Source organism: Agromyces salentinus (assembly GCF_009749395.1).
Lineage (GTDB): Bacteria > Actinomycetota > Actinomycetes > Actinomycetales > Microbacteriaceae > Agromyces > Agromyces salentinus.
The window spans coordinates 18,704-44,317 of sequence record NZ_WBIR01000026.1; the positions used below are offsets into that span (position 1 = coordinate 18,704).

Annotated in this window: 23 protein-coding genes; 16 read left to right on the forward strand and 7 right to left on the reverse strand. The window is 71.0% G+C overall.

All coding sequences use genetic code 11. The annotated features are described in order from the left end of the window. Positions 1–60: 60 nt before the first annotated feature. A complete protein-coding gene (locus GQQ95_RS18110; protein ID WP_157429033.1) occupies positions 61–1,587 on the reverse strand; it encodes an MFS transporter in 1,527 nt (508 codons plus the stop codon). 221 nt (positions 1,588–1,808) lie between these two features. Here GQQ95_RS18110 and GQQ95_RS18115 point away from each other — a divergent pair, with 221 nt between their 5' ends. Next, on the forward strand, positions 1,809–2,969 hold the full coding sequence (locus tag GQQ95_RS18115) for a DUF998 domain-containing protein (RefSeq protein ID WP_212275579.1): 1,161 nt from the start codon (positions 1,809–1,811) through the stop codon (positions 2,967–2,969). 113 nt (positions 2,970–3,082) lie between these two features. Beyond that, positions 3,083–4,408 carry a DUF2252 domain-containing protein gene (locus GQQ95_RS18120; protein WP_212275582.1) on the forward strand — a complete coding sequence of 442 codons (1,326 nt, stop codon included), beginning with the start codon at positions 3,083–3,085 and terminating at the stop codon, positions 4,406–4,408. Between the two features lie 123 nt (positions 4,409–4,531). Here the strand turns inward: GQQ95_RS18120 and GQQ95_RS18125 are convergent, their stop codons facing one another. From GQQ95_RS18125 to GQQ95_RS18135, 3 genes are read right to left on the reverse strand one after another with little or no spacing between them, the layout of a single operon-like run. Continuing rightward, positions 4,532–5,239, reverse strand: a complete 708-nt coding sequence (locus GQQ95_RS18125) for a DUF3618 domain-containing protein (protein ID WP_157429013.1) — start codon at positions 5,237–5,239, stop codon at positions 4,532–4,534. Beyond that, positions 5,236–5,673 carry a phage holin family protein gene (locus tag GQQ95_RS18130; RefSeq protein WP_157429014.1) on the reverse strand — a complete coding sequence of 146 codons (438 nt, stop codon included), beginning with the start codon at positions 5,671–5,673 and terminating at the stop codon, positions 5,236–5,238. The genes GQQ95_RS18125 and GQQ95_RS18130 overlap by 4 nt, the downstream gene beginning before the upstream one ends. Next, positions 5,673–6,410 (reverse strand): hypothetical protein, encoded by a 738-nt coding sequence (locus GQQ95_RS18135; protein ID WP_157429015.1) that lies wholly within the window; start codon positions 6,408–6,410, stop codon positions 5,673–5,675. Before GQQ95_RS18135 ends, GQQ95_RS18130 begins: the two co-directional genes overlap by 1 nt. A 369-nt stretch (positions 6,411–6,779) precedes the next feature. Between GQQ95_RS18135 and GQQ95_RS18140 the strand changes: the two genes are divergently transcribed. Beyond that, complete coding sequence (locus GQQ95_RS18140; RefSeq protein WP_157429016.1) at positions 6,780–7,661, forward strand: manganese catalase; 882 nt, start codon at positions 6,780–6,782, stop codon at positions 7,659–7,661. Positions 7,662–7,744: 83 nt separating this feature from the next. Further along, positions 7,745–8,557 (forward strand): glycosyltransferase family 2 protein, encoded by an 813-nt coding sequence (locus tag GQQ95_RS18145; RefSeq protein WP_246205790.1) that lies wholly within the window; start codon positions 7,745–7,747, stop codon positions 8,555–8,557. On the opposite strand, the gene GQQ95_RS18150 is transcribed toward GQQ95_RS18145, so the two are convergent. Next, entirely contained in the window at positions 8,520–9,416 is an 897-nt protein-coding gene (locus GQQ95_RS18150) for an EamA family transporter (RefSeq protein ID WP_157429018.1), read from the reverse strand. The genes GQQ95_RS18145 and GQQ95_RS18150 overlap by 38 nt on opposite strands. A 225-nt stretch (positions 9,417–9,641) precedes the next feature. Then, positions 9,642–10,013 carry a DUF2255 family protein gene (locus GQQ95_RS18155; RefSeq protein WP_170297121.1) on the reverse strand — a complete coding sequence of 124 codons (372 nt, stop codon included), beginning with the start codon at positions 10,011–10,013 and terminating at the stop codon, positions 9,642–9,644. A 347-nt stretch (positions 10,014–10,360) separates the two neighbouring features. Between GQQ95_RS18155 and GQQ95_RS18160 the strand changes: the two genes are divergently transcribed. Continuing rightward, complete coding sequence (locus tag GQQ95_RS18160) at positions 10,361–11,347, forward strand: aldo/keto reductase (protein WP_157429020.1); 987 nt, start codon at positions 10,361–10,363, stop codon at positions 11,345–11,347. A gap of 25 nt (positions 11,348–11,372) precedes the next feature. Here GQQ95_RS18160 and GQQ95_RS18165 read toward each other — a convergent pair whose 3' ends face one another. Next, entirely contained in the window at positions 11,373–12,269 is an 897-nt protein-coding gene (locus GQQ95_RS18165) for a helix-turn-helix transcriptional regulator (RefSeq protein WP_157429021.1), read from the reverse strand. Between the two features lie 189 nt (positions 12,270–12,458). Between GQQ95_RS18165 and GQQ95_RS18170 the strand changes: the two genes are divergently transcribed. The 11 genes from GQQ95_RS18170 to GQQ95_RS18220 all read left to right on the forward strand — a co-directional run bounded on the left by GQQ95_RS18170 (position 12,459) and on the right by GQQ95_RS18220 (position 25,327). Next, positions 12,459–12,998, forward strand: coding sequence for a GNAT family N-acetyltransferase (locus tag GQQ95_RS18170; protein ID WP_157429022.1), 540 nt, complete (start codon positions 12,459–12,461; stop codon positions 12,996–12,998). Between the two features lie 265 nt (positions 12,999–13,263). Continuing rightward, positions 13,264–15,276 carry a glycoside hydrolase family 127 protein gene (locus tag GQQ95_RS18175; protein ID WP_157429023.1) on the forward strand — a complete coding sequence of 671 codons (2,013 nt, stop codon included), beginning with the start codon at positions 13,264–13,266 and terminating at the stop codon, positions 15,274–15,276. Between the two features lie 129 nt (positions 15,277–15,405). Beyond that, the gene (locus GQQ95_RS18180) at positions 15,406–17,100 is read left to right on the forward strand and encodes an ABC transporter substrate-binding protein (RefSeq protein ID WP_157429024.1); all 1,695 of its coding nucleotides are present in this window, start codon (positions 15,406–15,408) and stop codon (positions 17,098–17,100) included. A 5-nt stretch (positions 17,101–17,105) separates the two neighbouring features. Further along, positions 17,106–18,065: an ABC transporter permease gene (locus GQQ95_RS18185; RefSeq protein WP_157429025.1), complete on the forward strand. Its 960-nt coding sequence runs from the start codon at positions 17,106–17,108 to the stop codon at positions 18,063–18,065. After that, positions 18,065–19,060 (forward strand): ABC transporter permease, encoded by a 996-nt coding sequence (locus GQQ95_RS18190; protein ID WP_157429026.1) that lies wholly within the window; start codon positions 18,065–18,067, stop codon positions 19,058–19,060. The genes GQQ95_RS18185 and GQQ95_RS18190 overlap by 1 nt, the downstream gene beginning before the upstream one ends. After that, the gene (locus GQQ95_RS18195; RefSeq protein WP_157429027.1) at positions 19,057–19,917 is read left to right on the forward strand and encodes an ABC transporter ATP-binding protein; all 861 of its coding nucleotides are present in this window, start codon (positions 19,057–19,059) and stop codon (positions 19,915–19,917) included. The genes GQQ95_RS18190 and GQQ95_RS18195 overlap by 4 nt, the downstream gene beginning before the upstream one ends. Continuing rightward, positions 19,914–20,762: an ABC transporter ATP-binding protein gene (locus GQQ95_RS18200; RefSeq protein WP_157429028.1), complete on the forward strand. Its 849-nt coding sequence runs from the start codon at positions 19,914–19,916 to the stop codon at positions 20,760–20,762. Before GQQ95_RS18195 ends, GQQ95_RS18200 begins: the two co-directional genes overlap by 4 nt. After that, positions 20,759–22,078: an alpha/beta fold hydrolase gene (locus GQQ95_RS18205; RefSeq protein WP_246205792.1), complete on the forward strand. Its 1,320-nt coding sequence runs from the start codon at positions 20,759–20,761 to the stop codon at positions 22,076–22,078. The genes GQQ95_RS18200 and GQQ95_RS18205 overlap by 4 nt, the downstream gene beginning before the upstream one ends. Further along, positions 22,075–23,592, forward strand: a complete 1,518-nt coding sequence (locus tag GQQ95_RS18210) for an aminopeptidase P family protein (protein ID WP_343032773.1) — start codon at positions 22,075–22,077, stop codon at positions 23,590–23,592. The genes GQQ95_RS18205 and GQQ95_RS18210 overlap by 4 nt, the downstream gene beginning before the upstream one ends. 40 nt (positions 23,593–23,632) lie before the next feature. Continuing rightward, the gene (locus GQQ95_RS18215) at positions 23,633–24,304 is read left to right on the forward strand and encodes a GntR family transcriptional regulator (protein ID WP_157429030.1); all 672 of its coding nucleotides are present in this window, start codon (positions 23,633–23,635) and stop codon (positions 24,302–24,304) included. 426 nt (positions 24,305–24,730) lie between these two features. Continuing rightward, the gene (locus GQQ95_RS18220) at positions 24,731–25,327 is read left to right on the forward strand and encodes a DUF4279 domain-containing protein (RefSeq protein WP_157429031.1); all 597 of its coding nucleotides are present in this window, start codon (positions 24,731–24,733) and stop codon (positions 25,325–25,327) included. Positions 25,328–25,614 lie beyond the last annotated feature (287 nt).

Genomic DNA, 25,614 nt, shown 5'->3' on the forward strand with positions numbered 1-25,614 from the left:
TGAGGCGGGCGGCCCGGTCGGGGATCGGCCGCCCGTCCGTCGGTCGGGCGGGGCCCGGCGTCAGCCCAGCGTCATCCCCTCGACGGCCGCGTTCGGCTTGGGGTCGGGCTGGCGGCGCATGCGGAATCCGTTGACGAGGCCGAGCACGGCGGCGATGAGCGGGATGAGCAATGCCACCTGCAGGGCGATCGGCCGGGCCTCGGTGTTGATGCGCACGATCTCGTCGGCGATCTCCTCGGGCTGCTCGATCAGGAGCGCGTCGAGCGCCTCGTTCGACATGATCTCCGCGTCCTCCTCGAGAACCTGGGCGACCTGTTCCTTCTCATCGGGGGGAAGCACCTGGCTCGAATTCGACAGGCCGGTGAAGGTGAGCGAGAGCGTCGCGAGCATGATGGCGCCCGCGAACGCGAGCCCGAACGACAGGCCGAACGATCCGGCCGCCGAGTTCACGCCGGCCGCCTCGCTCACGCGTTCGTTCGAGATCGGCGAGAGGGTGTAGTTGTTCAGCTGCGAGACGAGGAGGCCGAGGCCGGTGCCCGCGACGACCAGCGGTCCGAAGAGCCACCAGCCGGAGTCCGCCCGCGGCACGATCGGGATCAGGATGAGCAGGCCGACGGCGAGGAGCACGAACCCCCAGAGGATGAGGTTCGCCGGCCGCCGCGCGCCCGCCTTCCGGCCGACGAGCATGGCCACGGCGAACATGCTCAAGGAGAGCGGTGCGATCGAGAGGCCCGCGAGCAGTGCGTTGTAGCCGAGCACCATCTGGAGGTAGATGGGGAGCACGATCATCGTGCCTCCGAGGGCGATCTGCTGGAGGAGCTGCCCGGTGATGCCGAGCTTGAAGAGCTTCGACCTGAACAGGGCAGGGTCGATGAGGGTCGGCTTGCCGCTCCGCTTGCGGCGCACGAGCCAGTACGCGAGGCCACCGAGGCCGACCAGGCCGACGGCGATCAGCGCCGCGACCGCCTCGCCGCCCTCCTGCCAGACGAGGATGCCGATCACGACACCGCCCATGCCGACGACCGACAGCAGCGCCCCGACGAGGTCGATGCGTCGGGGTCCGGTGTACGGGACGTCGTGCACGAGTCGGATGCCGCTGAGGACGACGACGATGATGACCGCCTCGAGCAGGAACGAGACGCGCCAGGAGAGGAAGGTCGTGATGACGCCGCCGATCAGCGGGCCGACGGCGGCCGCGATCGCGGCCGACGCGCCGACGAGTGCGTAGACCCTCGTCTGAGCCGCGCCCTCGAAGTTCCCGTGGATGAGCGACTGCATCGCCGGAAGGAGCAGCGACGCGCCGATGCCGCCGACGAGCGCCCAGAACAGGATGATCGGCACGAGGCTCTGCGCGAGGGTCATCGCGATGGCCCCCGTGGCGTAGCAGAGCAGCCCGATCACGTAGGCGCGCTTGCGCCCGATGAGGTCGCCGACCTTGCCGCCGATGAGGATGAACGCCGCCGACACCAGCGCCTCGAGGGCGATGGCGCCCTGCACGCCGCTCACCGTGGTGCCGATGTCCTCCACCACCGCCGAGATCGACACGTTCATGATCGAGGTGTCGACGACGAGGACGAACATCGCCATTGCGAGCAGGAGGGCGAGCTTGCCGTTGAAGGGCGCCGTTCCGCTGCTCGTCGGGGTCTCAGGTGCACTCACGTGGCTCTCCTCCGAGCAGGTGGCGTCGTACTCGACAACCTAGACCCAAAGTCGACGAAAAGTCATGCTTCGGCGCCCGCCTGCCGCTACGCTCCGAACTGGGAGCGCAGCTCGCAGCCCGCGGGCGCGCAGTCCCGCTGGAGGCCATCGTGAGTCAGTCGACATCCGTTCGTCGCATCCTCCACCGCCCGATGCGGGATGCCGAGTCACGCGAGTCCTCCGCCCTGCTCGTGGGCACCGTCGCCTTCGTGGCGGGTGCGATCCCGGCGCTCTTCGTCTTCTGGGGGCGAGACCTGCCGATCTCCGGCCGCGGCTCCTTCGGCGACGCCGCCGCCATCGGCGCCGCGGTCGCGGCGCTGCTCGCCTTCGGCTACGGATGCCTCCTGCGGAGGGCCGAGCGTCGTCGCGCGCTCCTCACGGACCCGGGCTCCGCGCCGACCTGGCGTCCACTGCGCTGGTTCGACATCGCGGCGCTGTGCCTCGCGCACGCCGTCATCGCGCTGCTCGGCTGGGTCTCGCTGGCGGCGATCTTCAGTGCGGGATTCGAGGGCGCCACGCTCTACACCACCGCGGCAGCGGTGCTCGTCGGCGTCGTGGTCGCGATCACGGCCTATGCGGCGTACCTCTCGGCCGTGAACCTCACTCCCATGCTGCTGTCGATCGTGCTCGCGCTCTTCCTCGTGGTCGGCACGCTCGCGAGCACGCTGAGCGCGACCGATCCGCTGTGGTGGCAGAAGAACCTCAGCACGCTCGGCATCAGCGACGACGTCTCGGCACTGACCTTCAACCTCACGCTCATCATCGCGGGCGTCATGGTGACGACCATCTCGCACTACGCCACGGCCGGCCTTCCGGCGACCACGCCGGCGGAGGTCCGTGGCCGTACCCTCGTGCGCGCGGGACTGATCGTAATCGGCATCCTCCTCGCCTGCGTCGGCCTGTTCCCCGTCGACGAGTTCCTCCAGATGCACAACCTGTCCGCCACGGGGATGGCCATCGTCTACGTGGTGATGGTCGTCGCGCTGAGCGTCCTCGTGCCCGCGATGCCCAGGGTCTTCATCCTGCTCGGGTACGTGTTCGTCGGCGTGATCGTGGTCCTGGCTGCCTTCTTCATCACCGGCTACTACAACCTGACCGCGGTGGAGCTCGTCGCGTTCTCCCTCATCTTCGGCTGGCTCATCATGTTCCTGCGGAGCGCGGGGTCGATCACCGCGGCCACCCCGTCCGATGCGGCGATGGCCGTCGACGGCGGCGACGTCGTGGCGCCCGGTGCGGCGACCGCCCCGGAGCGACCCGGGGTCGACGCGTGAGCTTCGGGGATCCCGCCTCCGTCGCTCGCCTCCCACCCCAATCGTCGGACTTCGCCGCCCGACGCACGGCCGGACGCGATGCCCGCCAGGCGGCGCCCCGCGCTGAACAGGCCGTGTGGAGGCCTTCGCCGACGCGCCCCGATCCCGTGGCGCTGCTCGAGGACCAGGCCGCGGTGCGAGACCCCGAGCTGGTGCCGATCAGGCACGCGCGGATGCGGGCCTCGCCGTTCGCCTTCTTCCGGGGTGCGGCCCTGATCATGGCCGCCGACCTCGCGACCACGCGCGACAGCGGTCTCGTCGTGCAACTCTGCGGCGACGCCCACCTCTCGAACTTCGGGCTGTTCGCGTCGGCCGAGCGCCGGCTCGTGTTCGACATCAACGACTTCGACGAGACCCTCCCCGGTCCCTTCGAATGGGACGTCAAGCGGTTGGTCGCGAGCGTCGAGGTCGCCGGTCGGCATCGCGGCTTCGGGGATCGCGATCGACGCGACCTCCGGCTGTCGGCGGCGCGGGGATACCGCGAGCAGATGCTGGCCTCGGCCGAGGCATCCGTGCTCGACGCCTGGTACGACACGCTCAGTGCCGAGCGGGTGCAGGAGTGGCTGCGCCGGGAGCGGAACGCCGACCGCGCCGGGAAACGGCAGGTGAACGGCTTCGACGAGATCGTGGCGAAGGCCCGCTCGAAGGACCGCATGAGCGCGATCTCCAAGCTCGTCGCATTCGAGCACGACCGGATGCGGATCATCGCCGATCCTCCGCTCGTCGTCCCGGTCGAGGACTTCGTGGCGGGGGCCGAGACGGAGACCGCCGAGCTCATGCGCGAGGCGCTCGCCTCGTACCGCAGCACGCTTCCGGCCGGCCGCCATCCGCTCGCGGAGTACACCTACGTCCACATGGCGCGCCGCGTCTCGGGGGTCGGCAGCGTCGGCATCCGGTCGTGGATCATGCTGCTGCGGGGGAGGGATGACACCGATCCCCTCCTGCTGCAGGCGAAGGAAGCCCAGGCCTCGGTCCTCGAGCGGTTCCTCGGCGCCAGCGAATACGCCAGTCACGGCGAGCGCGTGGTGCGCGGCCAGCGGATGATGCAGGCCTCCGGCGACATCTTCCTCGGCTGGCACCGGGGCGCCGCCGACGCCGCGGGCGATCGGCGCGACTTCCACCTCCGTCAGCTCCGCGACTGGAAGGGCTCGTTCGACCCCGAGCGGATGGTGCCGCACGGGGCGGAGCTCTTCGCCCGCCTGTGCGGGGCAACCCTCGCCAGGGCGCATGCGCGCTCGGGCGATCGCGTCGCGATCGCGGCCTACCTGGGCGCGTCCCGCACGTTCGACGAGGCCGTGGCCGAGTTCGCCGAGTCGTACGCCGATCAGACCGATCGCGACTTCGGCGCATTCGAGCGGGCCCTCGACGTGGGCCGCCTCTCGTCCGCCGACGGGGCCTGACGATGCGGAGGGCCGGACGCAGGCGTCCGGCCCTCCACAGGATCCTGCGCCCGTCGGGGGGATGACGGGCGCAGGTGTCCTCGCGATCGGCCGGTGGCAGTGCCGCGACCGGCCGTCACATGCTCAGCCCGCCGGGGGCGGACTTCCTGCCGTGGTGGTCGGCGCGGGGGCGGTCGGCGTGGTGGAACCGCCCAGGCCGGAGGTCCCCGTACCGGCGCCGGAGGTGCCGGTGCCGGAGGTGCCGGTGCCGGACGTGCCGGATCCGGAACCCTGCCCCTGCATGGCGTGCTGCGCATCGCTGCGGACCTGGCCGGCTGCGGACTCGCCTTCGCCGCGAACGGTCTCGGCCGCCTCGGTCGCGCGTTCCTTCACGGCGTCGACGGCGTCCTTGGCCGGCTCGCGGAGGTGGTCGGCCGCCTCGGCGGCGACATCCTTCACCTGGTCCACGAGTGGCGCTGCGGCATCCTTCGCCTGGTCGGCGGCACGCTGCTCGATCTTCGATGCGGGGATCAGCGACGATGCGAGCCAGCCCACCCCGAAGGCGATCAGCCCGACGGCGAGCGGGTTCCCCCGCGTGCTCGAGGCCAACTTGTGCGGGGCATCGGCGACGGCCTCGCCCGCGTGCCCGACGGCGTCGTGGGCGGACCCTGCGACGTCGGACGCGGTGCCCATCACGCGATCCTTCACCGAGCCGAGCCTCCGGCGCAGGTGCCGGGTCTTGCGCTCGGCGATCTTCGAGGGGTTCACCTTGTCGGCGAGTGCGTCGACGTCCTGGCCGAGCTCCGCCCGGGTGCGTTCGATGTCGTCGCGGATCTCATCGGGGGTGCTCATCGGTTCTCCTCATTCCTCTTCAGTGCGTCGGGGATCTCCTTGACGGTCTCCACGGTCTGCGGGACCCCGGAGACCTCCTTGATCTCCTTGCGGCCGGTCATCGCCAGGATCAGGGCGACGATGCCCCAGACGGCCGCGACGATCACGGCCGACCAGGCGTTGCCCATCAGGTAACCCAGCGCCCACCACAGGGCGATGGACAGGAAGAGCAGGGCGAGGATGCCGGCGATGCCGGCCCCGCCGAGCAATCCCGCTCCGCGACCGGCCTGCTTGGCCGAATCCCGGATCTCCGCCTTGGCGAGCTCGACCTCCTGGCGCATCAGCGTCGAGATGTCGCGGGACACCTCGGAGAGCAGCTCGCCGAGCGAGTTCCGCTCAGCCTGGCGCTCCGACGGCGTGGACGACGGGTCGAATGTCGGTCGTGGATCGCTCATCACACACCACCTGCACCCGTCGGCAGGCCGGAGGGGTCGGGGGTGACCGGACGAGCCGTACCGGTGGCGCCGAGCCCGCCGCCCGCAGTACCGACCGTGGTGACCCCGGTCTGGGGCACCTCGGTCACCGGGGGCACGGGCGGGGCGGAGAAGCCGTCGGTCCCCGTGCGGGCGCTCGAGACCGGGCGACGGCCCTCAGCGCTGGAGCCCGTGCTGGAGCCCGAGTCCTCCGACGGCGTCGCGATGGCCCTGGTCAGCCGACCGGCGACCACGCCGGCGCCGACGGCGATGGCGATGAAGACGCCCGGACGCCGCCTCGCGAAGCGCTTGACCTCCTCGACGAGGGAACCGGGGTCGCGGTCGTCGAGCCACCGCGCTGCGGCATCCGCTCGCTCGCCGGCCCCGCGCACGAGGTCGACGGCGAAGCCGGAGCGAGAGCCGTCGCCGGCCATGCCCGAGAACTCGGAGCCGACCGAGCGCAGGCCCTCGGCGATCCTGGACTGCTGCGTCGAGGCCTGGGAGCTCAGCTCGTCGCCGACCTGGCCCATGAACCGGCGTGCCTGGCGGCCCGTCTCGGAGGCGACGCCCCTGGACTCGCCCTTCGCGACGTCGACGACGTGACGGCCGGCGTCACCGGCCTCCGAGGCGAGCGCCGAGGCCTTCTCGCCCACGCCGCCGCTCGTGCCGGTGCTGCTCGTGGCGTCGCCCCGGGGGTTCGTAAGCGGACTGTTGGTCATCGGTGATCCTCCTCCTGGAGTTGCGACCGGGGAGGGCCTCCGCATGGGAGATGCGGCTCACCCGGTTCGATGTGACGCCACCGTAGGTCGAGAACGGCGCCCCCAAGAAGGGACTTGCCAAGGGGAAACCGCGGGGGCATAATCCCGCGCGCCAGCGGCCGCCCGCGGCGCCGACCCGCCCGCCGTCGGAGCGCACGCGGCCGCGACATCCGGGCGCGACGGCGGATTGTCGCATCTCGGCGCGGCGAGCGGAACCCCCGCGACAAGGGCGCAGGTGTCGCGTTGACTCACGGCATCGTCACCGAAGCGGGGCCGCCCTCCGGCCCGCACCCGGCGCGGACGCGGCACGGACGACACGAAGGAGCCCACATGTTCTTCCACCGACAGGAACTCCAGCACAAGGCCACACCGGATGCGCCGGACGCCGTCTACGCCCGCAAGCTGCAGGAGGTCCTCGGCGGCCAGTACGGCGAGATCACCGTCGCCCTGCAGTACCAGTTCCAGGCGTGGAACATGCACATCCCCGGCAAGTACCGCGACCTCGTCTTCGGCATCGGCGCGGAGGAGATGGGGCACGTCGAGATGCTCGCGATCATGATCGCGCAGCTCCTCGAGAAGGCCCCATTGGGCATCACCGACGACGCGGTCCAGGACGACCCGACCGTGGCCGCGATCGTCGGCGGCACGGACGTGCAGCAGGCCATCGTCGCGGGCGCGGGCGCCCGTCCGGTCGACAGCAACGGCAACCCGTGGCAGGGCAGCTACATCACGGGCAGCGGCAACCTCCTCGCCGACTTCACCGCGAACGCGAACGCCGAGATGCAGGGGCGTGTGCAGGTGGCTCGGCTCTACCACATGACCGATGACCACGGCGTGCGCGACCTGCTCGCATTCCTCCTCGCCCGCGACACCATGCACCAGAACCAGTGGATCGCGGCGGCCGCCGAACTGCGCGAGGAAGGCGCTGAGGACCTGCCGGTGCCGAGCAACTTCCCGCTCTCGAAGGAGGACCGCGACGTGTCGTACCAGTACCTCAACTTCTCGGACGGCCCGCTGGCCGCCGACGGCACCTGGGCCAGTGGTCCGACGCCGGATGGGAAGGGCGAGTTCACCTACCACGACGGGCCCACATCGTCGGCGCCGATGCCGCCGCCCACGCATCCGGACGCCCGGTTCTACGGCACGACCGAGCTGCCGAACCTCGTCGAGAAGGCGGCCGGCGGCATCCAGGACGCGATGCGGAAGGAATGAGACGGACCAAGGGGGGACCCGCGACCGGCGATCGAGGCGCGGGCGACCCCCGAGACGGAGGATCGGCGACGGATGCCCCGAGGGTGTCCGTCGTCATCCCCGCCAAGGACGATGCCGCGCTGCTCGCCCGGTGCTTGGGGGCGCTGGCCGAGCAGCGCGTGCGCGCGTGGGAGGTCATCGTCGTCGACAACGCCTCGCGCGACGAGACGGCGGACGTCGCGGCCGGTTATGGCGCTCGCGTGGTGTTCGAGCCGTCCCCCGGCATCCCGGCGGCGGCCGCGACGGGACTCGACCACGCGACCGGCGACGTGATCGCACGGCTCGATGCCGACTGCGTGCCCCCGCCCGACTGGATCGAGCGGATCACCGGCGCCTTCGTCGAGGACCCCGATCTCGCCGCACTGACGGGCACGGCGAGGTTCGCGGGCGGGCCCCCGTGGCTCCGGCGACCGCTGTCGTCCGCCTACCTCGGCGCCTACGTCGCGCTCGTCGGTTCGGCGCTCGGTCACGTGCCGCTGTTCGGCTCCAACTACGCCATCCGCCGCACGGCCTGGCTGGCGGTGCGCGACGAGGTGCACCGCCACGACCAGCTCATGCACGACGACATGGACGTCTCGATCCACCTCGGGCCGTGCCGCCGGATCGTCCGCGACCCCGACCTCTCGGTCGACATGTCGACCAGGGCCCTGCGGGGCGGTGGGATGCTGCGGGTGCGTCGCGGATTCCACACGGTCGTGTCGCACTGGCCCCGCGAGTTGCCCTGGCTCAGGTGGCACCGCCGCATCCGCCACGCGCGGGCGGCCGGGAGGTCGAGCGACCGCGCGGCGCTCGGCGCGGCCGGCGAGGGCGGGCCGGGCATCAGGACGCCATCAGCGCCACCCCGGCGAGCACCATGACGGATGCCGCGACCCGCCACCCGGCGCGGCCCTCGCGGAGCACGATCGCACCGAAGACGCTCACGAGCACGACGCTCACCTCGCGCATGGGCGCCACCAGGGCGACCGGGGCCATCGTCATCGCGACGAGCACGAGGATGTACGACAGGGGCGAGAGCAGGCCGAACAGCAGCACCCGCGGCCACTGGGCGCGGGCGACGGCGCCGATCTCGCGCCAGCGGCCCCCGAGGGCCGCGCCGTAGAGCACGATCTCGCCGAGCGTGCAGCCGACCATGAACGCGACGGGGGCGACCGCCCATTCGCGCACGGCGTGGGCGTCCCAGATCGTGTAGGCGGCGATCGCGACGCCGGTGACGAGGCCCCATGCGACGCCGGCATCGATGCGGGGGAGGAGACGACGTCGGGCGATCGGACGGAGGCCCGAGGCATCCGGCCGACCGCGGTCGATGAGGCCGATCGCCACGACGGCGGCGATGATGACGCCGACGCCCACGAGCGCCATCCCGGAGGGGCGTTCGCCGAGCACGAGCACCGCCACGATCACGCTGATGGTCGGGCCCGTGCCGCGCGCCGTCGCGTACACCGTCGACAGCCGGCCCGTCGCGTAGCCGCGCTGCAGCACGAGCATGTACGCGCAGTGCAGCACCGCCGAGACCCCCACGGCGAGCAGGAAATGCCCCGCGGATGCCCCGCCGAAGCCTCCGGTGAGCGGGACGACCGGGAGCCAGAGCACCGTGGCGGCGACGGCGCCGAGCCAGAGGAACGGGAGCCCGATGCGGCTCACGCCGTGGGCCAGGATGTTCCATGCCGCGTGGCAGACGGCGGCGGTGAGGACGAGGACGAGTGCGGTGGCGGACACGGCGGGACCCTTCAGGCCGCCGCGGGCGCGACGAACCGGGTCCTCCGGGCTTTTGTCCTGTCAGATGACGCCCGCCGTCGGACGGCGGACGTGGCGCCGCTCGGACCAGGCGGACCTCACGATCCCGGAACCCTAGGCGCTATCGCGCGTGACGCTAGCACACCGGCGTGAACGGCTCGGGGCGGCTGTCTCCGGTGCCCGCCTCGGGTGGCCGCCTCGGGGTTGTCAGCTCGGGTCGATGCGGAGCGTCGTCTGCTTCGCGACGGCGCTCGTGATCGCCTGGCTCGAGGAGCCGCGACCGTACTTGGCGAAGTACGCGTCGTCGATCGCGTCGTCGTGCGAGCCGTCGAGCGTGTACGTGACGTCGCGTGTCTGCCCGCCCCACGTGATGGCCCCCGCGCCGTGGCGCATGACGCCCACGAACCACTTGCCCTCCGGCCCGCGCACGGACCTCGCGTAGAGGGCGCCGTCGACGACGACGTGCCAGATGATGACGGGCCTGCGGAGGGATCCGTCGTCGCGGCGGCCCGCGACGCGGATCTCCCCGGTGCGGTCGAGGGCGTCGAGTTCATCGGCGGTCCAGGCGGTGGTGGTCATGGCGTTCCTCCCGGTCTGACGCTCGCGCGCGGCATCCGCCGTGCTGCGGCATCCGATCGCCATGATCCTCGCGTCGGACCGGATGAGGCAGGGTCTGGCGGTACCTGTTCCGTCAGGGGCTCCCGGGCGCTCGCCCGTGCGCGTGGAATGGACTCGTCGCGATGCCGGCCGGCGCGCGACGGTTCGAACGAGAGGATCCCATGAAGGCGACCTTCATGTACGGCGCGGGCGACGTCCGCGTCGAGCAGGTGCCCTCTCTTCGGGAAGAACGCCCGCGAGGCGCTGAAGGTCATGGTCGCCTTCTGAACCCCGCGGGTCCATGATCGAACACGGAGAAGGAGCACGAGATGCACACGCGAACACTCGGCCAGGGCCTCGAGGTCTCGGCCATCGGCCTCGGCGCCATGGGCATGTCCATGAGCTACGGGCCCAATCCCGGCGACCGCGACGACATGATCGGCGTGCTCCGGTACGCCGTCGACCAGGGCGTGACCCTCATCGACACGGCCGAGGTCTACGGCCCCTGGGTCAACGAGGAACTCGTCGGCGAGGCCATCGCGCCGATCCGCGACCGGGTCGTCGTGGCCACCAAGTTCGGGTTCGAGATCGTCGACGGGCGGATGCGCGGCACCGACTCGCGCCCCGACCACATCAGGGAGGTCGCGGATGCCTCGCTGCGACGCCTGGGCATCGACGTGCTCGACCTGTTCTACCAGCACCGCGTCGACCCCGACGTTCCCATCGAGGACGTGGCCGGGACGGTCGGAGAGCTCGTCGCCGAGGGCAAGGTGCGCCACTTCGGCCTCTCGGAGGCGGGCGCCGCGACGATCCGCCGGGCGCACGCCGTGCACCCGGTCACCGCGGTGCAGAGCGAGTACTCGCTCTGGACCCGCGACCCCGAGGCAGAGGTGCTGCCGACCGTCGCCGAGCTCGGCATCGGGTTCGTCCCGTTCAGCCCGCTCGGCAAGGGGTTCCTCACCGGATCGGTCACGCCCGACGCGACCTTCGCGGAGGGGGAGATCCGGGCCAGGGTGCCCAGATTCGAACGCGAGAACCTCGCGGCGAACCAGGCCCTGGTCGATCACGTGCGCGCGCTCGCCGAGGGCCGCGGCGCGACGCCCGGACAGGTCGCGCTCGCATGGCTGCTGGCGCAGCATCCGTTCATCGTGCCGATCCCCGGGACGCGCCGTCGCGAGCGCATCGACGAGAACGCCGGCGCGACCGCGGTCGCCCTCTCGGCCGACGACGTCGCCGACCTCGACGCGCTCGTCGAGCGCCTCGGCGTCGCGGGCGACCGCTACGACGCGGCCGGGATGGCCGCGGTCGGCCTGTGAGCCTTGGGAGCCCGCGTCGCTGTCGCTAGTCGGCCGCCGTGGGCGCCACGATCGGCGCGTCGGCCATGAGCGCCGCCTCGTTCGTCGCCGCCCAGGACGCGAGCAGCTTCAGCGCGTCGGCCGACGCGGAGCCCGCGGGCGCCGTGTAGACGTTCAGGACGAGGCCGGGCTCGCTCGGCAGGTCCATCGACTCGTAGTTCAGGTCGAGGTCGCCGACGACCGGATGGTGCAGCCGCTTGAGTCCGCTGCGGTGGAACTTCACGTCGCGCGACGCCCAACGCTCGCGGAACAGCTCGCTCTGCGTCGACAGCTCCCCGACGAGGCGGATCAGGTCGGGGTCGTGCGGGGTGCGCCCGGCCTCCAGGCGGAGCATCGCGGCGGCGTCGTGGGTGATCTGGTCGTAGTCGCGCCAGAACTCGCGCGCGGCCGGGTTCAGGTACGCGAAGCGCGTGGTGTTCACCGGGCGGCGGGGATCGTCGAAGACGGGGGAGTAGAGCGCGCGGGCGAGCAGGTTCGCCGCGAGGATGTCGTGCCGGCCGTTGCGCACCCACGCCGGCGCGTCTCCGATCGCGTCGAGCACCTGGCGCACCGCCGGTCGCACGGTGCTCTTCGGCCGCGGCGCCCGCCGCGGCGCCGGGCCGGCGGCGCGGGCCAGGTCGTGGAGGTACTCGCGCTCGGCGTCGTCGAGCTGGAGCGTCCGGGCCAACGCATCCAGCACGCCCTCGGATGCCCCGGCGAGGTCGCCGCGCTCGAGGCGCACGTAGTAGTCGACCGACACGCCCGCGAGCATCGCGACCTCCTCCCGTCGGAGCCCAGGCACGCGGCGATTGCCGCCGTAGGCCGGCAGCCCGGCCTGGTCGGGGGTGATGCGTGCCCGCCGGGAACTCAGGAACTCCCGGATGTCGGCGCGGACGTCTTCCATGCCGTCAACGCTACGTCGGACCGCTCGTGGATGGCAGGCCCTGGGAGGACCCCCGTTGTTGCCCGATCCGCGCCGCGGTATCCGACTCGACGCGGGCCCCAGGCACGCGGTCCTGCCCGTCGCGGCGGCTGCTAGCGTGGTTCGCTGCCGCGCGGCATCCGCGGTGCGCGACGTGAGGAGAGGGCTCGCATGCACAACCCGGTCGAACTCGACGGCGGCGTCGTGGTGCGCGTGATCGAGGCCGGCGACGGCCCCGCGCTCGCCGAGGCCTACCGGCGCAATCGCGAGCACCTCGCCCCGTGGGAGCCCGAGCGCTCCGAGGGGTTCTTCGCCGATGCGGTGCACGTTCGCGAGGCGGCGGCATTCGTCGAGCGGTACGAGGCCGGAACGGCGATCCCCCTGGTGCTCGTCGAGGGCGAGGAGATCGTCGGTCGGGTGAACCTCTCCGACCTCGTGCGCGGCGCGTTCCAGAACGCCCACCTCGGCTACTGGATCGACGCCGAGCGCACGGGACGCGGGCTCGCGACCATGGCCGTCGGCGTCGCCCTACACGCCGCTCGCGAGGCGAAGCTGCACCGCGTCCAGGCGGGCACCCTCGTGCACAACGCGGCCTCGCAGGCAGTGCTCGAGCGCAACGGGTTCGATCGGTTCGGGCTCGCGCACCGGTACCTGCGCATCGCCGGTCGCTGGCAGGATCACATTTTGTTCGAGCGGCTCCTCGAGGACTGAGCCCGCCCGGGCCGGGCGCCGCACGCCGTCTCGCCTTCGGCGCGGTCGCGCCCGCGGCGGTCGCACGCGATCGTCCGCGCGCCCCTGCTCGGCGCCGCCCGTCGATCCATCCTCGTCCGGCGGCGCGAAGATTTCGATCGCGTTAAGCGTCGTCCGATCGTCCGCTCGGGGCTTGACCGCTCCACCCGGCCCATGAGTAATATGTCACCCACTACAAAGTGCCATAGTGTGATGTGTCACACGGTACAGAAGGGCCTGAATCGTCATGTCAGACAACGTCGTCGCGTCGAGCGCGACCGCGAACCGCGCCGAGAGCGCGGCCGGCACCGCCGCGGCGGCGGTCTCCGCTCCGTCCCGTCGCCCTGCCGTCGCCCCGCTCGCCGGCCCCCGGATGCCACTCGGCACCGGCGCCGTGACGATCACCGGCGGCACCCTCGCCGGCTGGCAGCGCCGCAACCGCGAGGCGACCGTGCCGCACACCCTCGGGGAGCTGCGCCGGGCCGGCAACCTCGACAACCTGCGCCGCATCGCCGAGCCCGCCACGCTCGACGACACGGCGTACCGCGGCCGCTACCCGTTCCTGGACACCGACGTGTTCAAGACGCTCGAGGGCCTCGCCTACGAGCTGGCGCGTCAGGGCGAGCAGCGAGCGGATGCCGCGACCGAGGCCTTCTTCGAGGAGGCCGTCGACCTCATCGAGCGCGCGCAGCGCGAGGACGGGTACCTCAACTCGTACTACCAGGCGCCCGACGTGCCCAAGGATCCGTGGGAGGACCTGGCGTGGGGCCACGAGCTGTACAACCTCGGCCACCTCATCCAGGCCGCCGTCGCGGCATCCCGCCAGCTCGGCGACGATCGGCTGCTCACGGTCGCCCGTCGCTTCGCCGACCTCGCGGTCGAGCGCTTCGGCCCCGGCGGCGATGAGGTCGTCTGCGGTCACCCCGAGATCGAGATGGCCCTCGTCGAGCTCACGCGGGAGACGGGCGACGACCGCTACCTCGACCTCGCGGCCCGTTTCATCGATCGCCGCGGGCACGGCACGGTCGAGTTGCGGGTCTTCCCGGCCGAGTACTTCCAGGACGGCGCACCGCTCCGCGAACTCGATGCTGTGACCGGTCACGCCGTGCGCATGGCGTACCTCGCGGCCGGCGCGACCGACGTCGCGCTCGAGCAGGGCGACCGCTCGCTCGACGTCGCGCTGCGCCGGCTCTGGGCCGACATGCGCGACTCGAAGCTCTACGTCACGGGCGGGCTCGGCTCGCGCCACTCCGACGAGGCCATCGGCGACCGCTTCGAGCTGCCGTCGGAGCGCTCCTACAGCGAGACCTGCGCCGCGATCGCGACGATGCAGTGGGGCTGGCGCATGTTCCTCGCCTCGGGCGAGGCCGGCTACCTGGACCTGTTCGAGACCGTGCTCTACAACGCGTACGCCGCCGGGCTCTCCGACGACGGGCGCGCGTTCTTCTACGACAACCCGCTGCAGCGGCGCCCCGACCACCAGCAGCGCACGGGTGCGGAGCCCGAGGGCGAACTGCTGCGCCGGGCCTGGTTCGTCTGCCCGTGCTGCCCGCCGAACATCATCCGCTGGACCGCCGAGCTCCAGGACCACCTCGCCGTCGTCGAGGGCGACACGCTGTTCATCGCCCAGTACGCCGAGGCCGAGGTCGAGGGCCTCTCGCTGCGCATCACCACCGACTACCCCTGGGACGGGAGCGTCCGCATCGAGGTGCTCGAGTCCGAGGGCGCCACGCGTCTGGCGCTGCGAATCCCGGCCTGGTGCCGCGACGCGACCCTCACCGTCAACGGCGAGCAGGTCGAGGCGGATGCCGCGGCCGGATGGCTGCGCGTGGACCGTGGCCTCGCGGCGGGCGACCGCCTCGACCTCCGGCTCCCGATGCCCGTGCGCGCCCACGGAGCCGACCCCCGCGTCGACGGCCTGCGCGCCTCGCTCGCGCTCGCCCGCGGCCCGGTCGTGTACTGCGCCGAGCAGGGCGACAACGTCGCCGACCTCGACCTCGTGCTGGTGTCCCCGGTCGACGTGCCCGCGGCCCGCGCCGAGGCCCGCCGGGTCACGCCGAACAGCGAGCCGGGCACCCGCGTCGTGACGCTCGACGCCGGCGTCGCCCCCCTGCCGACCGGCGGGCTCTACCCCGAGCTCGTCGCCGATCGGGTGACGGATGCCGCGGCATCCGGAACCACCACCGTCACGTTGGTGCCCTACCACCTCTGGGGCAACCGCGGGGCGGCGGCCATGCGCGTCTGGCTGCGCCGGGCCTGAACCCGCACCACCGAAGACAGCACCACCCGAACACCGAAGCACCTGAACACAGAAGCACCTGAACACAGAAGCACCCGAACACCGAAGCACCCGAACACCGAAGCACCCGAACAAGAGAGCAGAGACAGCATGAAGAGACGCACAGCGTTCCTCGGACTCGCGATCGCGACGTCCATCGCCCTGGTGGGTTGCACCGCCGCCGACACCGGGTCAGGGTCGACCGAGGGCGTCGGCGGCGAACCGGTCACCGGCGGCACCCTCCAGGTGCTGCAGAACACCGACTTCTCGCACCTCGATCCCGCGCAGGGCTTCGACGGCGGCGTGAACAACTTCTACCGCCTCATCTACCGCACCCTCACGACGCAGGGCGTGGGCGAGGGCGCCGAGGGCACCGAGATCGTGCCCGACCTCGCGACCGACACGGGCACGCCGAACGAGGATGCCACCGTCTGGACCTTCACCCTGAAGGACGACATCTTCTTCGAGGACGGCACGCCCATCACGAGCGCGGACGTGAAGTTCGGCGTCGAGCGCTCGCTCGACCCCTCGATCTCGATCGGCTCGCCCTACGCGAAGATCGTGCTCTACATGCCGGAGGACTACCAGGGCTTCTACATCTCGGGGCCGCTCGACACGATCGAGACGCCCGACGAGAAGACCATCGTCTTCCACCTGAACCAGCCCTACGCCGATTTCGCGGCCGTGGTCGGCCAGGCGCCGTTCACGCCGTTCCCCGCCGACGACGAGAGCGTGACGACGACCTCGATCGACCAGCAGCCGATCGCCTCCGGCCCGTACCGGGTCACCGAGTACCAGCGCGGCAGCACCCTCGTGCTCGAGCGGAACGAGCACTGGGACGCCTCGACCGATGACGTGCGCAAGGCCTACCCCGACTCCTTCGAGTGGACCTTCGGCCTCGACGGCGCCACCATCGACGAGCGCATGATCGCCGGCCAGGGCGATGACCAGAACGCCATCGCGGGCTCGGTGCAGGCGGCCTCGATCGCCCGCATCCAGACGCCCGAGATCCAGGAGCGCACCATCCAGGGCCTGCAGGGCTGCACCACGTACATGCCGCTGAACACCACGAAGCCCGGCATGGACGACCCGCTCGTGCGCCAGGCCATCAACCTCGCGGTGAACAAGCAGGCCGTGAAGGACGGTACCGGCGGCAGCCAGCTCGCCGACATCGCCACGACGATGATGCCGCCGACCGTCGCCGGCTTCACCGAGTTCGACCTCTACCCGAGCGAGGACTTCGAGGGCGACCCCGAGGCCGCGAAGGAACTGCTCGCCGAGGCCGGCTACCCCGACGGCTTCGAGTTCACGCTCGACATCCGGAACAACCCGAAGATGCAGGCGCAGGCCGAGGCGATCCAGCAGTCGCTCGCCCAGGCCGGCATCACGGTGAACTTCAACCTCATCGACTCGGCGACCTTCTACGAGGTCATCGGCACGACGTCGCAGCAGCACGACGCGGCGATCACGGGCTGGTGCCCGGACTGGGCCTCCGGTGCGACCTTCCTGCCGCCGCTGTTCGAGGGCACGCAGATCTTCGAGAAGGGCAACTCCAACGTCGCGCAGCTGAACGACCCCGCGGTCAACGAGCGCATCGCCGAGATCCGCGCCATGACCGACGTCGAGGAGGCCAACGCGGCCTGGGGCGCGCTCGACGAGCAGATCATGGAGCTCGCACCCGCCGTGCCGCTCCTCTTCGAGAAGGCCGTGATGGTCGTCGGGTCCAACGTCGCGGGCGCGTACGCGCACGCGGGCTTCTCGGGCGGCATCGACTACGTGTCGGTCGGCCTGGCCAGCGCCGAGTAGGTCCCATGTCGACGGTTCCCAGCGAGCTGGCCGTCGAGACGGAGCCGAAGGGGGTGCTGCCCACGGGCAGCGCCCCCACGCCCGCTCGACGCGTGATCTCCACGCTCAGAAAGTCCCCCGCGGTCGTCTTCAGCGTCTGCGTCATCGTGTTCATCGTGCTGCTCGCGGTGTTCGCACCCGTGCTCGCGGCGATCACCGGCTGGGATCCGTACGAATTCGACCCGACCGCCATCGACTCCGACCTCGGCGGCGTCCCGATCGGCCCGTTCGGCGGCATCAGCTCGTCGCACTGGCTGGGCGTCGAGCCCGGCAACGGCCGCGACATCCTCGTGCGCATCGCCTACGGCGCCCGCGTCTCGCTCATGATCGCCGTCTCGGCCACCCTCATCACGACCACGTTCGGCGTCGTCCTCGGCATGGTCGCGGGCTTCTTCGGGGGCCTGGCCGACCAGATCATCTCGCGCGTCATGGACTTCCTCATGGCGTTCCCGTCGCTCATCTTCATGATCGCGCTGCTGTCGGCGCTGCCCGCGGGCAATCGCCCGGCGCTGCTCGTGCTCGTGCTCAGCATCTTCGGGTGGCCGTACACCGCCCGCGTCATCCGTGGCCAGGCCATGTCGCTGCGCAACTCCGAGTTCGTCGAGGCGGCGAGGGCGTCGGGCGCCCGCCCGGTCAAGATCGTGTTCCGCGAGGTGCTCCCCAACCTGAGAGGCACCATCATCGTGCTCGCAACGCTCGCCGTGCCGAGCTACATCGGCACCGAGGCCGGGCTCTCCTTCCTCGGCGTCGGCGTCATGCCGCCGACGCCCTCGTGGGGCCAGATGATCTCGACCGCGGTCGGCTGGTACGCCGTCGACCCGATGTTCTTCCTGATCCCCGGCACGTTCCTCTTCCTCACGGTGTTCGCGTTCACCGTGCTGGGCGACAACCTGCGCCGAGTGCTCGATGCGGGGGATGCCGCGTAATGGCCATCACCATCCTCCGTCGCCTCCTCGCCGCCGTCGGCGTGCTGCTGCTCATCTCGCTGTTCACGTTCATGATCTTCTTCTGGCTCTCGCCCGACCCGGCGGTCCAGATCTGCGGCAAGACGTGCACGCCCGAGCGCATCGACCAGATCCGCTCGCAGCTCGGCCTCGACCTGCCGTTCTGGCAGCAGTACTGGCAGTTCCTCTCCGGGATCTTCACGGGCCGCACCTACGGCGAGGGCGCGGCCGCGATCACGTGCGCCGCCCCGTGCCTCGGGTTCAGCTTCCAGACGAACGAGTCGGTCACCGACATGATCGTCGCGCGCATGCCCGTGTCGGTCACGCTCGCTGTCGGCGCCGCCGCGCTGTGGCTGCTCGCCGGCATCGGCGGCGGCCTCCTCAGCGCGGTCAAGCAGGGCACGGGGTGGGACCGCGCGGTCATGACCACGGCCCTGGCCGGCATCAGCCTGCCGAACTACTTCGTCGCGCTGCTCCTGCAGTACCTGCTCGTGGTGCAGCTGCGCTGGCTGCCGTTCCCGCAGTCGGTGACGTTCACCGAGGACCCGCTGCTCTGGTTCCAGTCGTACCTGATGCCGTGGCTCGTGCTCGCCTTCGGGTACGCCGCGATGTACTCGCGCATCGTGCGCACGAACGTCATCGACACGCTCGGCCAGAACTTCATGCGCACTGCGAAGGCCAAGGGCCTCGACGCGCCCGTCGTCCTGCGACGGCACGCGCTTCGCCCGTCGCTGACGCCCGTGGTGACCCTGTTCGGCATGGACTTCGCGGGCCTCCTCGGCGGCGCGCTCATCACCGAGACCGTCTTCGGACTGAACGGCGTGGGCAAGCTCACCGCCGATTCGATCGCGAAGAACGACCAGCCCGTGATCATGGGCGTGACGCTCCTCGCGGCCGCCCTCGTGGTGGTCGCGAACATCCTCGTCGACGTCACGTACACGTACCTCGACCCGAGAGTGAGGGTGAAGTCCGCATGAGCCTGACCGCACCGCGAACCATCTCGATCCCCGTGGCGGGATCGACCCTCCTCGAGGTCGACCACCTCACCGTCACCTTCCCGACCTCGTCCGGCCCGGTCGAGGTCGTGAAGGACGCCTCGTTCCGCGTCGAGTCCGGTGACACCCTCGGCATCGTCGGCGAGTCTGGCTCGGGCAAGTCGATGACCTCCCTCGCGATCATGGGCCTCCTGCCGCGCGGCGGCACGGCCACCGGCAGCATCCGCCTCAACGGGCACGAGCTGCTGGGGCGCAGCGACCGCGAGATGCGGCGCGTGCGCGGCGACAAGGTCGCGATGGTCTTCCAGGACCCGCTCTCGTCGCTGAACCCGTACTACACGGTCGGGCTGCAGATCGAGGAGGCCTACCGCGCGCACAACGGCGGCAGCCGCAGGGACGCCCGCCGGGTCACGATCGAGGCGCTCGAGCGTGTGCGCATCGCGGATGCCTCGCGGCGCGTCGACCACTACCCGCACCAGTTCTCGGGCGGCATGCGCCAGCGCATCATGATCGCGATGGCGCTGTGCCTCGAGCCCGACCTGCTCATCGCGGACGAGCCGACCACGGCGTTGGACGTCACCGTGCAGGCGCAGATCCTCGAGCTGCTGGCCGACCTGCAGCGCGAGACGGGCACGGGCATGATCTTCATCACCCACGACCTCGCCGTCGTCAGCCAGGTCGCGCAGGACGTGCTCGTCATGAAGGACGGCGAGCAGGTCGAGGCGGGCACGGCCGAACAGGTGTTCTCGAATCCGCGGGCCGCCTACACGCGCGCCCTGCTCGCCGCGCTGCCCCGCATCGACGATCCGTTCGACGAGCTGAAGGGGACGAGCCGATGACTGATGCCATCCTGACGGCCAGGCACCTGACCAAGCAGTTCACGACCCGCGGCGACGGGGCGTTCATCGCCGGCACGAGCACCTTCACGGCCGTCGACGACGTGAGCTTCGAGGTTCCGCGGGGCCGGACCCTCGGCATCGTCGGGGAGTCGGGGTCGGGCAAGTCGACGACCGCGCGCATCGTCGCGAAGCTCATCGACGCCACGAGCGGCACGCTCGAGTTCGACGGCGTCGACGTGACGCAGGCGAGGGGCCGGGCTCTGGCGGCCTTCCGGTCGAACGTGCAGGTCGTCTTCCAGGACCCGTTCTCCTCGCTCAACCCGCGGCACACGGTCGAGAAGATCATCACGGCGCCCCTCGACTACCAGGGCATCTCGCCGGCGGGCGGCAAGCGCGCGCTCGTCCGCGAGCTGCTCGAGCGGGTCGGCCTGAACCCCGACCACGCCCAGCGGTATCCCGCCCAGTTCTCGGGCGGCCAGGCGCAGCGCATCGGCATCGCCAGGGCGCTCGCCGTGAGCCCGAAGCTCGTGATCTGCGACGAGGCGGTCTCCGCGCTCGACGTCTCCGTGCAGGCGAAGGTCATCAACCTCCTGAACTCGCTGCAGGCCGAGCTCGGCCTCAGCTACGTGTTCATCGCGCACGACCTCGCGGTGGTGCGCCAGATCGCCGACACCGTCGCAGTCATGAGCCGGGGCCGTATCGTCGAACAGGGCGACCGCGATGCGATCTTCGAGCGGCCGCAGCACGACTACACGAAGGCGCTGCTCGCCGCGGTGCCGAAGATCGACCCCGAATGGGAGCTCCGACGTGCTCGGATGCTCGCCGAGGAAGGAGCCGGCGCGTGATCACCGCCGAGTACACGATTCCGGGCATGCACGTGCGCGACCACGTCGTCGAGGTGCCGCTGAACTGGTTCGACGACACCGACGCCCGCACGATCCAGGTCTTCGCGCGCGAGCTCGTCGACCCGCTCAAGCGCCGCGACGACCTGCCGGTGCTGGTCTACCTCCAGGGCGGACCGGGCGGCAAGGGGCCGCGGCCGACCGGGCCCGACGGCTGGGTCGGCGAGGCGTTGAAGGAGCACCGGGTCGTGCTGCTCGACCAGCGCGGCACGGGCCGCAGCTCTCGTGTCGACGGGCGCGTCATCGCCGGCGTGGGCGACGCGGCCGCACAGGCCGAGTACCTGACCCGCTTCCGCGCGGACTCGATCGTCGCCGACGCCGAGCACCTGCGCAAGACCGTGTTCGGCGGTCGGCGCTGGTCGACGCTCGGCCAGAGCTACGGCGGCTTCCTGACGCTGACGTACCTGTCGCAGGCTCCCGAGGGGCTCGCCGCGAGCTACGTCACCGGCGGGCTCGCGAGCGTCCGGCCGGACGCCGCGGAGGTGTACCGGCGCACGTACCCGCGCGTCGAGGCGAAGAACCGCGAGTTCCTCGCCAGGTATCCCCACCACGCCGACACGCTCGCGCGCATCGCCGACCGGCTCTCGGCCGGCGACGTGGTGTTGCCGGGCGGCGACCTGCTCACGGTGCGGCGGTTCCAGAGCCTCGGCATCGACTTCGGCATGAAGCCCGGCTTCGAGCGCATGCACTTCCTCATCGACGAGGCGTTCGACGTGGCATCCGACGACCTCACCGGCACCTTCCTCGCCCAGGTCGAGGCGCGCAGCTCGTACAGCGACAACCCGCTGTTCGCGGTCATGCAGGAGTCGATCTACGCGTCGGATGCCACGGGCGCGACGAACTGGGCGGCGCAGGCCGAGCGCGACCGGCTGCCGCAGTTCGCCGAGGCGGCCCGGCCGCTGCTCATGACCGGCGAGATGATGTACCCCTGGATGTTCCGGGAGATCCGGGCCCTGCAGCCGTTCGAGGCGGCCGTCGAGCTGCTCGCCGAGCGCACCGAGTGGAGTGCGCTCTACGACCTCGACCGGCTCGCCGCCAACGAGGTGCCCCTCTCCGCGGCCGTGTACTTCGACGACATGTACGTCGACGCGGGCCTGCAGTTGGAGACCGCCGACCACGTCGGCAACGCCCGCGCCTGGGTGACGAACGAGTACGAACACGACGGCATCGGCGCGGAGCGGGTCGTCCCGCGACTGTTCCGGCTCGTCGACGAGCTCGGCGGACCCCTCCGCGAGCAGACGGAGGAGCGAGCGGCATGAGCGAGACGACGATGAACCAGCACGGGCACGCGGGGCACGCGCACGCCGCGCACGCGGGGCACGGTCATGGGGGAGCAGCGCCCGCGGGCTCGGCATCCTCCATGCCGGCCCCGGCCACGCGCGACCCGCGGCTGCCGCGCCTGCGCGAGGTGCCCGCGTTCCTCGAGTACATGGCGACCGGCTGGGACGTGCCCGATCGCACGCCGCCGGTCGAGCCCGGCGTGGCTGCGGCATCCGCCGCCCATCGCGCGCGCCTGAGCGCGGCGCTGCCCGGTCGCACGATCGTCGTGGCCTCGGGAGCCGCGCCGGTGCGGGCGAACGACACGAACTACGACTTCCGGCCCGACAGCGACTTCTTCTGGCTGAGCGGATGCTCCGCGGAGGGCGCCGTGCTCGTGCTGACGCCCGCCGGGGCCGGCCACGACGCCACGCTGTTCATCCCGGCGCCGGCGTATCCCGGCGACCCCGACTTCTTCGCCAACGCCGCGCACGGCGAGCTGTGGGTCGGATCCGCGCCCGGCACGGGCGACTGGGCGGCGGCGCTCGAACTCGACGTGCGGACGCTCGACCGGCTCGCCGAGGTCGTCGGCCGGTCGCGCGACGTGCTGCTGACCGGGACCCTGAACTCGGGGCACCCGGCGCTCGCGGGCGTGCCGCGCTCGGCGGAGCTCGGCCGCGTGCTCGCCGAGCTCCGCATGATCAAGGACGAGTGGGAGGTCGAGGAACTGCGCCGCGCGGTCGACGCCACCGTCGAGGGCTTCCGCAGCGTCATCCGCGAGGTGCCCAACGCGATCGGGTTCGGCGGGGAGCGCTGGCTCCAGGGCACGTTCGACCGTCATGCCCGCACGTTCGGCAACGGCCCGGGGTACGCGACGATCGTCGGCTCGGCCGAGCATGCGCCGACCCTGCACTGGGTGCGCTGCGACGGACCCGTGAAGCCCGACGAACTGCTCCTGCTCGACATGGGCGTCGAGAACCGCACGTACTACACGGCGGACGTCACGCGCACCTTCCCCGCGTCCGGCGCCTTCAGCGCGGCCCAGCGCGAGGCCCACGACCTCGTCGAGCGCTCCCACCGGGCCGGACTCGCGGCCGTCGCCCCCGGCCGGCCGTTCACCGACTTCCACACCGCCGCGATGGAGGTCATCGCGACCGGGCTGTCCGACTGGGGACTGCTGCCCGTCTCGGTCGACGAGGCGCTCTCGCCCGAGGGCCAGCACCACCGCCGCTACCTCGTCTGCGGCATCGGCCACCACCTCGGCCTCGACGTGCACGACTGCGCCAGGTCGAGCTACGAGGCCTATCAGGGCAACGTGATGACCCCCGGCATGGTGCTGACGGTCGAGCCCGGCCTGTACTTCCACGCGTTCGACACGACCGTGCCCCCGGAGCTGCGTGGTGTCGGAGTTCGACTCGAAGACGATATTTTGGTCACGACCGGCGGATCCGAGGTGCTGTCGGCGGCGTTGCCGATCGACGCGACCGGCATCGAGCAGTGGATGCGGGCGCAGTGACCGGCTCGGCATCGGCACCTCCCACAGAGAGGACATCGAGATGGCCGTCACGGCGATCCGACCGGTCGAGGCGCAGCTGAGCCTTCGCGCACGCGTGGAGCAGGCGCTCTCGGCGGCGATCATCTCGGGAGAGCTCGCGCCGGGTGAGCTGCTGACGGTGCCCACGCTCGCCACCCAGTTCGACGTCTCGGCGACCCCGGTGCGCGAGGCGATGCTCGACCTCGAGAGCCGGGGCTTCGTCGAGCCCGTGCGCAACAAGGGCTTCCGCGTGACGACCGTCAGCCCCGAGGCGCTGCGCGAGATCGTCGAGGTTCGTCAGCTGCTGGAGCCGCCCGCCATGGAGGAACTGGCCCGCCGGTTCCCGGCCGAGCAGCTGCCCGGGCTGCAGGCGCTCGCCGAGCAGATCGTCGAGGGGGCGAGGTCGGGCGACCTGCGCAGCTACCTCGAGGCCGACCTCGAGTTCCACCTCACGCTCACGAGGCTGCTCGGCAACCGGCTGCTCGTCGCCACGGTCGCCGACCTGCGCTCGCGCACGCGCCTCGTCGGGCTGTCGGACATGCTCGAGTCCAAGCGCCTCGACGAGTCGGCCGCCGAGCACCTCGTGCTCCTGCAGCACCTGGCCGAGGGCGACGCGCAGGGCGCGCGGGCGCTCATGCACCGGCACATCCACCACACGCTCGGCTGGTGGGCGGGCAACCCCGAGGCGGAGTAGCTGTAGGTTCCGCTCGGAGATGTCGCTATGGCCCGGAATTCACGGCATTTGTCAGCGGCGGAGATGGCGGAATTCCATGGTAGATGGCAAATTCCTACACCTTGGCCGGCATCGGCGAGCGGCCCGCCGCGGCCCGTAAGCGGATCCACCTGCGGACGTTCGCTCGACGACCGGCTTGCGGGCAGCCGCTCTATGCGCCGACCGCTGTACAGAGTCGCGAGGCAGGCGTAGCGTCCGATCATGGGATGGTTCATAGGCATTGGGGCTCTGATTGCGGTGGTCCTCGCAGTGGCCGGTGGCCGCGATGAACTCCGCGCATTCCGCTCCACTAGGAATGGAGACAAGTTGATGCTTCCGGGTCGCCCTAAGAAGCGGAGCGCGGCCTCCACCGCATCGCGGCACGACAACTGACAACGAACGCCCGGAATGGATCCCCTTCTGCGCGCGGCCACTCGGTTCGCGTATGCCAAGGACGCCGAACGGCTGAGTCAGCGGAGCATGGGCCTCAAGGCCGCCCCGCTTGCCTTCACGTTGAACGCCACGCAAGCTTGGTCGGTGCGCATCCGCCAATTCGTCGATTTCAGCCTTTACAGCAAGACCATTTCAGCGGTCGCGATAACGGACGCGCTTGGTGTTGAACCGGATAGGTCCTCTGTGCGAGGCAGCAAGCGCGACAACCCGCCGGTTCCGGTCGAGCACCTTTGGGGGCTCCGGTGTGATGAGCCGGGGCTCACCGGTGATCACCAGGTCGAAAGAGTGATTCACCGCGTTCGCCCGCTCGCGGACCGGATCCGCGAACTCGTCACAAGTACCGACGTTAGTGCGCAACTTGGGATCGTCCGCTACTTCGATGCTGAGGATGGCGAACAAGAGAACCTCGATGATGCAGTCTGCCCAACCGGCGACGTGCTCACGAAGTTGGCTGGTCAGCATCAACTCCTCGGTTGGCATCTCGAGGCTGAGACCCTCGCGCTTCTGGCGAGCCTGGGAGCTGGCATCGACTGCGACGAATACGGCGACTAGGACCTTCTGGCTGTGCCGCTGCTTGAGCGGTATCGGTGCGAGAACGGAGCCCGCAAGCCGGTCGCGCAGCGGGCGCAACCCGATCTTCGAGTGAGCTCGCTGTGCCTGGCGGATGAGGTGCCCGTTTACCCGGCCCGATGAAATCGCCCGCACAGGCACGGGCGGATTCTGATGATCGACGCAACAGGACAGGTGGTTGCAGGCTATCGGAGTGCTGGTTGCGGGGTGCGGTGTTCGTGTTTCAGGCGTCGTGCTGGGGTGTCGTAGTCGAGGGTCTTCCGTGGGCG

What these genes read in the sequence shown, in the direction of transcription:
- GQQ95_RS18180 (WP_157429024.1), top strand. Translation starts at nt 15,406, where the DNA reads ATGAAGAGACGCACAGCGTTCCTCGGACTCGCGATCGCGACGTCCATC.
- GQQ95_RS18190 (WP_157429026.1), top strand. Translation starts at nt 18,065, where the DNA reads ATGGCCATCACCATCCTCCGTCGCCTCCTCGCCGCCGTCGGCGTGCTG.
- GQQ95_RS18130 (WP_157429014.1), bottom strand. Translation starts at nt 5,673, where the DNA reads ATGAGCGATCCACGACCGACATTCGACCCGTCGTCCACGCCGTCGGAG.
- GQQ95_RS18195 (WP_157429027.1), top strand. Translation starts at nt 19,057, where the DNA reads ATGAGCCTGACCGCACCGCGAACCATCTCGATCCCCGTGGCGGGATCG.
- GQQ95_RS18165 (WP_157429021.1), bottom strand. Translation starts at nt 12,269, where the DNA reads ATGGAAGACGTCCGCGCCGACATCCGGGAGTTCCTGAGTTCCCGGCGG.
- GQQ95_RS18155 (WP_170297121.1), bottom strand. Translation starts at nt 10,013, where the DNA reads ATGACCACCACCGCCTGGACCGCCGATGAACTCGACGCCCTCGACCGC.
- GQQ95_RS18220 (WP_157429031.1), top strand. Translation starts at nt 24,731, where the DNA reads ATGGATCCCCTTCTGCGCGCGGCCACTCGGTTCGCGTATGCCAAGGAC.
- GQQ95_RS18135 (WP_157429015.1), bottom strand. Translation starts at nt 6,410, where the DNA reads ATGACCAACAGTCCGCTTACGAACCCCCGGGGCGACGCCACGAGCAGC.
- GQQ95_RS18140 (WP_157429016.1), top strand. Translation starts at nt 6,780, where the DNA reads ATGTTCTTCCACCGACAGGAACTCCAGCACAAGGCCACACCGGATGCG.
- GQQ95_RS18200 (WP_157429028.1), top strand. Translation starts at nt 19,914, where the DNA reads ATGACTGATGCCATCCTGACGGCCAGGCACCTGACCAAGCAGTTCACG.
- GQQ95_RS18160 (WP_157429020.1), top strand. Translation starts at nt 10,361, where the DNA reads ATGCACACGCGAACACTCGGCCAGGGCCTCGAGGTCTCGGCCATCGGC.
- GQQ95_RS18170 (WP_157429022.1), top strand. Translation starts at nt 12,459, where the DNA reads ATGCACAACCCGGTCGAACTCGACGGCGGCGTCGTGGTGCGCGTGATC.
- GQQ95_RS18175 (WP_157429023.1), top strand. Translation starts at nt 13,264, where the DNA reads ATGTCAGACAACGTCGTCGCGTCGAGCGCGACCGCGAACCGCGCCGAG.
- GQQ95_RS18110 (WP_157429033.1), bottom strand. Translation starts at nt 1,587, where the DNA reads ATGGCGATGTTCGTCCTCGTCGTCGACACCTCGATCATGAACGTGTCG.
- GQQ95_RS18210 (WP_343032773.1), top strand. Translation starts at nt 22,075, where the DNA reads ATGAGCGAGACGACGATGAACCAGCACGGGCACGCGGGGCACGCGCAC.
- GQQ95_RS18185 (WP_157429025.1), top strand. Translation starts at nt 17,106, where the DNA reads ATGTCGACGGTTCCCAGCGAGCTGGCCGTCGAGACGGAGCCGAAGGGG.
- GQQ95_RS18125 (WP_157429013.1), bottom strand. Translation starts at nt 5,239, where the DNA reads ATGAGCACCCCCGATGAGATCCGCGACGACATCGAACGCACCCGGGCG.
- GQQ95_RS18215 (WP_157429030.1), top strand. Translation starts at nt 23,633, where the DNA reads ATGGCCGTCACGGCGATCCGACCGGTCGAGGCGCAGCTGAGCCTTCGC.